Annotated in this window: 11 protein-coding genes; 5 read left to right on the top strand and 6 right to left on the bottom strand. The window is 72.3% G+C overall.

The features are described from left to right. Both AB0O00_RS20335 and AB0O00_RS20330 read left to right on the top strand, forming a co-directional pair. A partial coding sequence (locus AB0O00_RS20335) for a winged helix-turn-helix domain-containing protein (protein WP_363653686.1) occupies positions 1-739 on the top strand: 739 nt, incomplete at its 5' end. 152 nt (positions 740-891) lie between these two features. Continuing rightward, positions 892-1566, top strand: coding sequence for a Crp/Fnr family transcriptional regulator (locus AB0O00_RS20330; protein WP_030240972.1), 675 nt, complete (start codon positions 892-894; stop codon positions 1564-1566). A gap of 118 nt (positions 1567-1684) precedes the next feature. On the opposite strand, the gene AB0O00_RS20325 is transcribed toward AB0O00_RS20330, so the two are convergent. From AB0O00_RS20325 to AB0O00_RS20305, 5 genes are all read right to left on the bottom strand, one after another. Continuing rightward, positions 1685-2518, bottom strand: coding sequence for an MBL fold metallo-hydrolase (locus tag AB0O00_RS20325; RefSeq protein ID WP_363653684.1), 834 nt, complete (start codon positions 2516-2518; stop codon positions 1685-1687). After that, positions 2515-2688: a hypothetical protein gene (locus AB0O00_RS20320; RefSeq protein ID WP_363653682.1), complete on the bottom strand. Its 174-nt coding sequence runs from the start codon at positions 2686-2688 to the stop codon at positions 2515-2517. Before AB0O00_RS20320 ends, AB0O00_RS20325 begins: the two co-directional genes overlap by 4 nt. A 111-nt stretch (positions 2689-2799) precedes the next feature. Beyond that, a complete protein-coding gene (locus AB0O00_RS20315; RefSeq protein WP_363653680.1) occupies positions 2800-3666 on the bottom strand; it encodes an NUDIX hydrolase in 867 nt (288 codons plus the stop codon). Positions 3667-3737: 71 nt separating this feature from the next. Further along, complete coding sequence (locus AB0O00_RS20310; protein ID WP_363653678.1) at positions 3738-4205, bottom strand: RidA family protein; 468 nt, start codon at positions 4203-4205, stop codon at positions 3738-3740. Then, positions 4202-4360 carry a DUF4177 domain-containing protein gene (locus tag AB0O00_RS20305; RefSeq protein ID WP_195911064.1) on the bottom strand — a complete coding sequence of 53 codons (159 nt, stop codon included), beginning with the start codon at positions 4358-4360 and terminating at the stop codon, positions 4202-4204. Before AB0O00_RS20305 ends, AB0O00_RS20310 begins: the two co-directional genes overlap by 4 nt. 210 nt (positions 4361-4570) lie before the next feature. Here AB0O00_RS20305 and AB0O00_RS20300 point away from each other — a divergent pair, with 210 nt between their 5' ends. Continuing rightward, the gene (locus tag AB0O00_RS20300) at positions 4571-5761 is read left to right on the top strand and encodes an ArsA-related P-loop ATPase (protein ID WP_363653676.1); all 1191 of its coding nucleotides are present in this window, start codon (positions 4571-4573) and stop codon (positions 5759-5761) included. After that, positions 5758-6933: an ArsA family ATPase gene (locus AB0O00_RS20295; RefSeq protein ID WP_363653674.1), complete on the top strand. Its 1176-nt coding sequence runs from the start codon at positions 5758-5760 to the stop codon at positions 6931-6933. The genes AB0O00_RS20300 and AB0O00_RS20295 overlap by 4 nt, the downstream gene beginning before the upstream one ends. A 151-nt stretch (positions 6934-7084) precedes the next feature. Here AB0O00_RS20295 and AB0O00_RS20290 read toward each other — a convergent pair whose 3' ends face one another. Further along, on the bottom strand, positions 7085-7408 hold the full coding sequence (locus tag AB0O00_RS20290) for a WhiB family transcriptional regulator (protein ID WP_195911063.1): 324 nt from the start codon (positions 7406-7408) through the stop codon (positions 7085-7087). 426 nt (positions 7409-7834) lie between these two features. Between AB0O00_RS20290 and AB0O00_RS20285 the strand changes: the two genes are divergently transcribed. Beyond that, entirely contained in the window at positions 7835-10192 is a 2358-nt protein-coding gene (locus AB0O00_RS20285; protein WP_363653672.1) for a transglycosylase domain-containing protein, read from the top strand. Positions 10193-10320: the final 128 nt, after the last annotated feature.

The following is a 10320-nucleotide window of genomic DNA, read 5'->3' as shown; positions in this document are numbered from 1 at the left end:
CGACCAGGTCCGGGCCGACCTCGACATCGTCGCCGCCGAGGCCCCCGGCGGCCGCCTGCCCGCCGCGCTGGAGCCGCTCCACCGCGACCCGCCCGCCCGGCTCCCGCAGCTCGCCGCCGAGATCGAGGCGTACTGGGAGATCGCGCTCGCCCCCTACTGGGCCCGGATCCGCGCCCTGCTGGAGGCCGACGTCTTCCACCGTTCCCGGCAGGCCGCCGAGCACGGCACCGCCCGCGTGCTCGACGACCTGCACGAGACGGTCCGCTGGGACGGCACCGCGCTGCGCCTGGAGGGGCGGCACTGCCTCGTCTCCCGGCTCCACACCGGCACCGGACTGCTGCTCCTGCCGTCCGCCTTCGCCTGGCCGCGCGTCCTGACCAGGGTGCTCCCGCCCGACCCGCCGCAGCTGATCTACCCGGCGCGCGGCGCGGCCACCCTGTGGGAGCCGCGCGCCACGACCTGCCCGGACGCGCTGGCCGCCGTCCTCGGCAAGTCGCGCGCCCGGCTGCTGGCCGAGCTGGAGTCCCCCGCGTCCACCACCGAGCTGGCCCGCCGCACCGGCCTGTCCGCCGCCGGCGTGTCCCAGCACCTCACCGCCCTGCGCGCCGCCGGCCTGACCAGCGCCCACCGGGCCGGGCACACCGTCCTCTACGCCCGCACGGCCACCGCCGAGTCCCTGCTCGACCAGCCAGGACGCACGTACGACCGGACCGGTCCCCCGGCGCGCCCCGGCACCTGACCGATCCGTACGAATGGCCCCGCGAAGCACACCTCGGTGCACCCCCTCCTCATATGATCGGAGCGACATGCGCCATGCTTGGTGATGCAGAACACTGAACGGAACTTGCGCCGGACGGCCCACCCGCCGACCGGCCGAGAAGGAGGAAGCACGTGGACGACGTTCTGCGGCGCGCCGCACTCTTCGCGGCACTCGACGACGAACAGGCCGGCGAGCTGCGCGCTTCCATGACCGAGGTCACCCTCGCCCGTGGTGAGTCGCTGTTCCACGAGGGCGACCCGGGCGACCGGCTGTACGTCGTCGCCGAAGGCAAGGTCAAGCTCCACCGCGCCTCGCCGGACGGACGCGAGAACATGCTCGCCGTCCTCGGCCCCAGCGAGATGATCGGCGAGCTGTCGCTGTTCGACCCGGGCCCGCGCACCGCCACCGCCAGCGCGCTGACCGAGGTCAAGCTGCTCGGCCTCGGCCACGGCGACCTCCAGCCCTGGCTGCACGCCCGCCCCGAGGTGTCCATCGCGCTGCTGCGAGCCATCGCCCGCCGCCTGCGCCGGACCAACGACGTGATGTCCGACCTGGTCTTCTCCGACGTGCCCGGCCGCGTCGCCAAGGCCCTGCTCGACCTCTCCCGCCGCTTCGGCGTGCAGTCCGAGGAGGGCATCCACGTCGCCCACGACCTCACCCAGGAGGAGCTCGCCCAGCTGGTCGGCGCCTCCCGCGAGACGGTCAACAAGGCGCTCGCCGACTTCGCCGGCCGCGGCTGGCTGAAGCTGGAGGCCCGCGCCGTCGTCCTGATGGACGTCGAGCGGCTGTCGCGCCGCTCGCGCTGAAACCTGCGTTACCGGCGCTCCGGGCACTACTGGCGCTCCTGGCGTTACTGGCGTTACTGGCGTTACGAAAGGGCCCGTCCTCTGCTTCAGAGGACGGGCCCTTCGGCGTTTCCGCAGGTCAGTCGAGGCCCGGGATCAGCCCGTGCTCCTCCAGGTACTCCAGCTGCGCCCGCACCGAGAGCTCGGCGGCCGGCCACAGCGCGCGGTCCACGTCCGCGTACACCCGGGCGACCACCTCGGCCGCGGTCCGGCAGCCCGCCTCGACCGCCGTCTCCACCTGGGCGAGCCGGGTGGCCCGGTGGGCGAGGTAGTAGTCGACGGCGCCCAGGGCGTCCGCCAGCACCGGCCCGTGCCCCGGCAGCACCGTCCGCACGCCGTGCTCGGAGGCCATCGTGTGCAGGCGGCGCAGCGAGTCCAGGTAGTCGCCGAGGCGGCCGTCCGGGTGGGCGACCATCGTGGTGCCGCGGCCGAGGACGGTGTCGCCGGTGAGGATCGCGCCGTCGGCGGGCAGGTGGAAGGTCAGCGAGTCCGAGGTGTGCCCGGGGGTGCCGACCACGCGCAGGTCCAGGCCGCCCACGTCCAGGCGCTGCCCGTTGACCAGACCTTCGGAGCCGAGCCGGTGCGCCGGGTCCAGCGCGAGGACCCGGCTGCCGGTGAGCTCGGCGAAGCGGGCCGCGCCCTCGGAGTGGTCGGCGTGGCCGTGGGTGAGCAGGGTCAGCGCCACGCGCTTGCCCTGCCGTTCCGCGAGGTCGATCACCCGGCGCAGGTGGCCCTCGTCCAGCGGGCCCGGGTCGATCACCGCCGCGAGGTCCGAGCCGGGCTCGGAGAGCAGCCAGGTGTTGGTGCCGTCCAGCGTCATCGGCGACGGGTTCGGCGCCAGCACGCAGAGCGCCCGCGGGGTGGCCTCGCCGCCGACCTCGGCGGCGGGGTCACCCGGGAGGAGTCCGCTCACCGGCCGCCCTCGCCGTCGCGGTGCAGGGCGCGCAGCGGCAGAGCCCTGACGAGGGCCCGCTGGGCCATCTCGACGAACGGGACCTGCCGGTCGCAGGCAGGGGTGCGCGGGGTCAGGCGGCGGGCGGGCATCTCGGGTGCCGTCCGGCGAGCCACGTCGTTGTGGGTCATCGGGCGTCGGTCCTCTCTCTGCGGTGGTACGCGGGTTCTGTGGTGGTGCGCGGGTTCTGCGGTAGTGCTCGGGTTCTGCGGTAGTGCTCGGGTTCTGCGGCGGTGCTCGGGTCAGGGGTTCTCGGGGAAGTCCCCGTCGATGGTCAGCTCGTCATACCCGGGCCACCGAACGGTCATGCGGTCGCCTCGGACTTCGGCCCGGCCCAGGACCGGATCCAGTGTGCGCAGCCCGGCCGCGGTCAGCGCCTCGGCGGCGCTCCGCACCGACGACAGCTCGCGCAGCACCGTGACGGTCGGCGGCAGCATGCCGAACCGGCCCTCGTCGTAGCCGCGGACGGCCTCGGCGGGCGCCATCCAGGCCACCCGGTCCGCCTCGCCGACCTCCAGCGCGGCGCGCTGCCCGGACGGCAGGGCCGCGACGAAGAACCAGGTGTCGTACCGGCGCTCCTCGAACTCCGGGGTGATCCAGCGGGCCCAGCCGCCCAGCAGGTCGCTGCGCAGCACCAGCCCGTGCGCGCGGAGGAAGTCGGCGAAGGACAGCTCGTGGGCCTCCAGCGCGGCCCGCTCGGCGCTCCAGTCGCGCGGCTCGGCGATGCTCAGCGCGTCCGGGCCGGCCAGCAGCACACCGGCCTCCTCGAAGGTCTCGCGGACGGCCGCGCAGACCACCGCCTGTGCCGTCCGGGCGTCCACGCCGAGGCGCCGCGCCCACTCCTCCGGGCCGGGCCCGGCCCAGGCGAGCTCGGCCTCGGCGTCCCGCGGGTCCACCCCGCCGCCCGGGTAGGCGTACATGCCGGCGGCGAAGGCCATCGAGGTGCGCCGGCGCAGCAGGTAGGCCTCCGGCCCGTCGGCGGCGTCGCGCAGCAGCACCACCGTCGCGGCGGGCCTGGCCGCCGGCGGGGTCACCGCGCCGGAGTCGACCGCCCGGATCCGGGCAGGCCAGCCGGGCGGCATCGGGAGCGTCGTTGCTCGATGGTCCATGCCCGGATGCTAAGCGCACGAAGGCGGGGTTGGACAGGCCCAACCCCGCCTCGTGATCACGACCGGAACGGTCAGGCGCTCTTGACCCGCACCTGCAGCTCGACCTCGACCGGGGCGTCCAGCGGCAGCACCGCGACGCCGACCGCGCTGCGGGCGTGCACACCGGCCTCGCCGAGCACCTTGCCGAGCAGCTCGCTGGCGCCGTTGATCACGGCCGGCTGGCCGGTGAAGTCGGGGGCGGAGGCGACGAAGCCGACGACCTTGACGACGCGCTCGATCAGGTCGAGGTCGCCGATCACCGACTTGATGGCGGCCAGGGCGTTCAGCGCGCAGGTCTGCGCGAGCTCCTTGGCCTCCTCCGGGGACACCTCGGCGCCGACCTTGCCGGTGACCGGCAGCTTGCCCTCGACGACCGGCAGCTGGCCGGAGGTGAAGACGAACTCGCCCGCGCGCAGGGCCGGCACGTAGGCGGCGACCGGCGCGGCCACCGGCGGCAGGCTCAGACCCAGCTCGGCGAGCTTGGACTCGACCTTGCTCATGCGTTCTTCTCCCGCTTGAAGTAGGCCACCAGGGTCTCCGGGTTGGGACCCTGCACGACCTGGACCAGCTCCCAGCCGTCCTCGCCGAAGTTGTCCAGGATCTGCTTGGTGGCGTGCACCAGCAGCGGCGCCGTCATGTATTCCCACTTGGTCATGGCCAGACTCTAGACGAGCCGCCCCGGCGATCGGCCCCGCCGGCGGACCGGCGTGTGAGGTGGCCCACAAAGGGGGCATGATTCAGGCCCGGTCCCCCCGGTGCTCCGGGCATCCGGCGCGCTCCCTGGTTACTCTCGCGAGAGGGCAACCGGAGAGCGGGCCGGCCGACGGAGCGGTCCCCGGCCCTCGGAGACGGACGGAGACGGAGCGTGGCACGCACCCCCGGCCAGGCGGCCCGGCGCGACCCCGACTGGGAGGGCGTCCGGCTGCACGTGGTCAGCGGCAAGGGCGGAACCGGGAAGACCACCCTGGCCGCCGCGCTGGCGCTGGCCCTCGCGGCGGAGGGCGGCCGGGTGCTGCTGGTCGAGGTGGAGGGCCGGCAGGGCATCGCCGAGCTGTTCGGGATCGCCGCGCTGCCGTACGAGGAGCGCCGGATCGCCTCGGTCTCCCGGCGGCAGCTGGGTCTGCCGGCCGCAACGGGCGGTTCGGGCGCGGCGGAGGAGTCCGGCGGCTCGGGTGGCCCCGGCGGGACGGGTGGCCCCGGCGGGACGGGTGGCCCCGGCGGGTCGGGTGGCTCGGGTGGCCCCGGTGGCTCGACCGGCAATGGCGAGGTCTACGCGCTGGCCATCGACACCGAGCTGGCGCTGCTCGAGTACCTGGAGATGTTCTACAAGCTCGGCCGGGCCGGCAAGGCGCTGCAGAAGGTCGGCTTCGTCGACTTCGCGACCACCATCGCCCCCGGCGTCCGGGACGTCCTGCTCACCGGCAAGGCCTGCGAGGCCTCCCGCCGCAAGGGCCCGGACGGCCGCCGCAGCTACGACGCGATCGTCATGGACGCCCCGCCGACCGGCCGCATCACCCGCTTTCTGAACGTCAACTCCGAGGTGGCCGGCCTGGCCAGGATCGGGCCGATACATACCCAGGCGCAGGCCGTGATGCGGGTGCTGAAGTCGCCGGAGACCGCGGTGCACCTGGTCACCCTGCTGGAGGAGATGCCGGTGCAGGAGACGGTCGACGGCTTCGCCGAGCTGCGCGAGGCCGGTCTCCCGATCGGCGGCGTGATGATCAACATGGTCCGGCCGCCGCTGCTGGACGCGGCCGCGGTCGCCGCGGTGGACGGGGACCACCGCGAGGAGGTCGCCCTGGCCCTCGGCGAGGCGGGGCTCGGCGGGCGCTCGCGCAAACCGGACACCGTCCGGGCCGCGGTGGACCCGCTGCTCGACCCGCTCCTGGAACAGGCCAGGGAGCACGCCGAGCGCGTCGAGCTGGAGCGCGCGCAGCGCGCCGACCTCCAGCACCTGAAGCTCCCCGCCTACGAACTCCCGCTGCTGGGCGAGGGCGTGGACCTCGGCGGGCTGTACCGGCTGGCGGGCGAACTCAAGCGGCAGGGGGCGGCGTGAGCACGACGACGAACGGTGTGCGCGGCACGGGCAGCCGGCTCGCGGTGGACGCCCTGATCGACGACCCGAAGACCAGGATCATCGTCTGCTGCGGCTCCGGCGGGGTCGGCAAGACCACCACCGCCGCGGCGATCGGACTGCGCGCCGCCGAACGCGGGCGCAAGGTCGTCGTCCTGACCATCGACCCGGCCCGCCGGCTCGCCCAGTCCATGGGCCTGACCGAGCTCGACAACACGCCCCGCGTGGTCAAGGGGGTCGGCGGCGACGGCGAACTCCAGGCCATGATGCTCGACATGAAGCGGACCTTCGACGAGGTCGTGCTCGCCCACGCCGAACCCGAACGGGCCAAGGCGATCATGGAGAACCCGTTCTACCAGTCCCTGTCGGCCGGCTTCGCGGGCACGCAGGAGTACATGGCCATGGAGAAGCTCGGCCAGCTGCGCGCGGCCGAGGAGTGGGACCTGATCGTCGTCGACACCCCGCCCTCCCGCTCGGCGCTCGACTTCCTGGACGCGCCCAACCGGCTCGGCTCCTTCCTCGACGGCCGGGTGATCCGGATCCTGACCGCCCCGGCCAAGGTCGGCGGGCGCAGCGCGATGAAGTTCCTCAACGTCGGCATGGGCCTGCTCACCGGCACCCTGGGCAAGATCTTCGGCGCCCAACTGCTCACCGACGTACAGACCTTCGTCAGCGCGATGGACTCGATGTTCGGCGGCTTCCGCGAGCGGGCCGACCGCACGTACCAGTTGCTCAAGGCGCCGGGCACGGCGTTCCTGGTGGTCGCCGCGCCGGAGCGGGACGCGCTGCGCGAGGCGGCCTACTTTGTCGACCGGCTGGCCGCGGACCGGATGCCGCTGGCCGGACTGGTGCTCAACCGGGTGCACGGCTCGGGGGCCCCGCAGCTCACGGCGGAACGGGCGCTAGCGGCGGCCGAGGCACTGGAGGAGAACGGCTCGGAGCACGCGTCGCCGGAGGCGGAACTGCTCGCGGCCGGGCTGCTGCGGCTGCACGCCGAACGGATGCAGATCATGGCGAGGGAGCGTCGGACCAGGGACCGCTTCGTGTCGGTCTACCCGGACGTGCCGATCGTGGAGGTCCCCGCGCTGCCGGGCGACGTGCACGACCTGGACGGTCTGCGGGCCATCGGGGACAGGCTGAGCGGCGGGGCGTGAGGGGCGCGGAGCACTCTGCGGGTGCGGGTGCTCTGCGGGTGCGGGTGCTGGATGCGGCGCAGGTGCTGGGTGAGCTACGGGTGCGGGTGCGTCGCACCCGGTGTGGGCCCGGGCCGGTGGGGCGGCCCGGCGCGAGTGATCGCGTGCCGGGTCAGCCCGCCTGGGCGTAGTCCGTCAGTATCACCCCGGTGGCCAGGGACTCCTCGTACTCCGTCCGGGCCGTCTCCAGCAGCTTGCGCCAGGAGATCACCGTCGGACGGCGGCGCAGCAGCGCCCGGCGCTCGCGTTCCGTCATCCCACCCCAGACCCCGAACTCCACGCGGTTGTCCAGCGCGTCCGCGAGGCACTCCGTGCGGACGGGGCAACCGCTGCACACCGCCTTGGCGCGGTTCTGCGCCGCCCCCTGGACGAACAGTTCGTCCGGATCACTCGTGCGGCAGGCGGCCTGCGCACTCCAGTCGTCAACCCAGCCCATGCCGGCGCCGTCCTCTCCCGATGTTTCGAGGCTCCCCCACGGCGGCAACGGCATATTCACCGTTGCCAGTTGAGGACGTTACGGAAGAACGACAGCTTGCAACAGCCCCTTCGGGCTCAATCTCGAATGACCCGATTGGACTATGGGTATCGGCCAGCTCACTCGTTGGAGTGATCGCAGGTCGCAAGCCTTGCCAAGCGCGAGGCGGCAACTCTGGCCACGCGCGTCATCACGGAGCGCTACCGTTCACTCGGGTGCAGCAGGCCGCAGCGGCCTCAAAATCCGTCAGAAAAGCGGCAATTCGGGCAAGTCTTCCCACTCACAAGAGTGAGTCACGCTGACGCACCGAAGCTGTCGCAAGCTTGTGACAAGCCTAGGCGAACACCTGCCCCTATGGAGGGGAATCGGCGACGTAGGGTTCTCCCCATGGCACCGAAGCGCCCCCAGGCACCCCAGCCCCCAGGCAACACCGGAGCTCCGCGCGGCAAGCGCCGCGGGTCACCGCTCGACTACGCGGGACACGGAGTGAAGTTCCTGGGCGTCAGCGTGCTCTCCGGAGTCCTGCTGGCAGGCCTCGCCCTGCCTGCCGTCGGCGCGCTCGGGCTGACCGCCAAGGACACGGCGGAGAGTTTCGAGAACATCCCCGACGATTTCAAGACGCCGCCGCTCACCCAGGCGACGCAGATCTTCGATGCCAAGGGCGGCCTGATCGCCAAGGTCTACGAGCGCGACCGCACCGTCCTCACCGCCGACCAGATGTCGCCGTTCATGCGGCACGCGCAGGTCGACATCGAGGACGCCCGCTTCTACGAGCACGGCGCCGTCGACCTCAAGGGCGTCCTGCGGGCCATCAGCAAGAACGCCGAGAGCGGCACCACCTCGCAGGGCGCCTCGACGCTGACCCAGCAGTACGTGAAGAACGTCAACGTCGAGAAGGCCGGCGACGACCAGGCCGCCGTCCTGGAGGCGCAGCGCAAGACCCTGGGCCGCAAGATCCAGGAGCTGAAGGTCGCGATCAAGCTGGAAGAGGACCTGACGAAGGACCAGATCCTCACCAACTACCTCAACATCACCTTCTACGGCCACCAGGCCTACGGGGTCGAGGCCGCGTCGCAGCGCTACTTCAGCAAGAGCAACAAGGACCTCACCGTCGCCGAGGCCGCCACCCTCGCCGGCATGGTGCAGAACCCGTCGTCGTACGACCCGGTGCGCTACCCCGACAACACGGTCAAGCGCCGCAACGTCGTCATCGACAAGATGCTCGAGAACAAGCACATCACCGCGGACCAGGCCAAGGAGGCGAAAGCCGCCCCGCTGGGCCTGAAGTACAAGGACCCGCAGAACGGCTGCATCACCGCCCAGGCCGGCATGGGCTTCTTCTGCGACTACGTGCGCCACGTGATCAAGCAGGACCCGACGTTCGGCAAGTCCGTCGCCGACCGCAAGAAGCTGTGGGACACCGGCGGCCTGAACATCTACACCACGCTGGACCCGGACAAGCAGGCCGCGGCGCAGAACGCGGTGACCAAGAAGGTCAACGTGACCGACCCGGTGTCGGCCGCCGCGACCATGATGGAGCCGGGCAGCGGCAAGATCCTGGCCATGGCCCAGACCCGCCCGTACGGCCTGGACCCGAACAAGAACCAGACCGTGGTGAACCTGAACGTCGACGCCGTGATGGGCGGCGGCAACGGGTTCCAGACCGGTTCGACGTTCAAGCCGATCCTCGCCGCGGCGGCCCTGGAGTCGGGCATGTCGCCCACCCAGGCGTTCCCGTCCGAGAACAAGATCGAGTACCCGAACATGTCCACCTGCTCGGGCACCTGGAAGAACGTCCCCACGCCCGGCCAGGGCAAGGCCACCGTGAAGAACGAGTCGGCGGGCGAGGTCGGCCCGTACGAGCTCAAGCAGGCCATGGCCCTCTCGGTGAACACCTACTTCGTCGAGATGGAGCAGCAGACCGGCCTCTGCGCGATCAAGCAGATGGCCAACAAGCTGGGCATCACCCAGTCCGCCAAGGGCGACCCCTTCCAGGAGGTCCCCTCGATGGTCCTGGGCTCGCTCGAGCTCAGCCCGCTGACCATGGCGAACGTGTACGCGACCTTCGCCGCCCGCGGCAAGTACTGCACCCCGATCGCGATCAACAAGATCAGCACGGTCGACGGCAAGGACATCAAGGTCCCGCAGTCGCAGTGCAGCCAGGCCTTCTCCGAGAACACCGCGGACGCGCTCAACACCGTCCTGCTCAACGTGACCGAGAAGGGTACGGCCGCCGCGCTCGGCCTCGACGACGGCCGCAAGATCGCCGGCAAGACCGGTACCACCGACGAGAAGAAGGCCGCCTGGTTCAGCGGCTACACCCCGTCGCTCGCCACCTCGGTCTGGCTCGGCGGCCCGGCCGGCGGCGTGAAGATGAAGGACATCACCATCGGCGGCAAGCACTTCACCGAGGTGTTCGGCGCCGACGGCCCCGGCCCGATCTGGCAGATGGCGATGAACCAGGCGCTCAAGGGCACGCCCCTGGAGCCCATCCAGACCATCAACATCCCGGACCCGCAGCCCAAGCCGGACCCGAACGCGACCCCGCCCGCGAGCCCGCCGGCCGGCGACCCGAACGCCCAGCCCGGCGCCAACCCGCCGCCCCCGGCCAACCCCGGTGGCGGGAACGGCGGCAACCCCGGCGGCGGCACCAACGCCGGCGGGATGATCGGCGGCGGCTTCACCTTCCCGCCGGGCTTCATCGGCGGGAACGGCAACGGCGGCAAGCACGGCGGCACCGGCTGAGCCTGCTGCACGACCTGTAAAGCGGAGGGGGGCGGCCCCCCCACACAAGGCGGGGGGCCCCCCCCGCCGGGGGGGGGGGGCCCCCCGGTCCGGCGTCCGTCGCCCTCTCCCTGCCCAAGGCCTTCGTC

The organism is Kitasatospora sp. NPDC093558 (genome assembly GCF_040683475.1).
Lineage (GTDB): Bacteria > Actinomycetota > Actinomycetes > Streptomycetales > Streptomycetaceae > Kitasatospora.
The sequence above is the reverse complement of the archived record's forward strand: the minus strand, read 5'-3'. Positions and strand labels throughout refer to the sequence as shown.

Coding starts and splice junctions, on each gene's coding strand:
- AB0O00_RS20320 (WP_363653682.1), bottom strand. CDS start 2,688: ATGACCCACAACGACGTGGCTCGCCGGACGGCACCCGAGATGCCCGCC.
- AB0O00_RS20315 (WP_363653680.1), bottom strand. CDS start 3,666: ATGGACCATCGAGCAACGACGCTCCCGATGCCGCCCGGCTGGCCTGCC.
- AB0O00_RS20285 (WP_363653672.1), top strand. CDS start 7,835: ATGGCACCGAAGCGCCCCCAGGCACCCCAGCCCCCAGGCAACACCGGA.
- AB0O00_RS20310 (WP_363653678.1), bottom strand. CDS start 4,205: ATGAGCAAGGTCGAGTCCAAGCTCGCCGAGCTGGGTCTGAGCCTGCCG.
- AB0O00_RS20290 (WP_195911063.1), bottom strand. CDS start 7,408: ATGGGCTGGGTTGACGACTGGAGTGCGCAGGCCGCCTGCCGCACGAGT.
- AB0O00_RS20305 (WP_195911064.1), bottom strand. CDS start 4,360: ATGACCAAGTGGGAATACATGACGGCGCCGCTGCTGGTGCACGCCACC.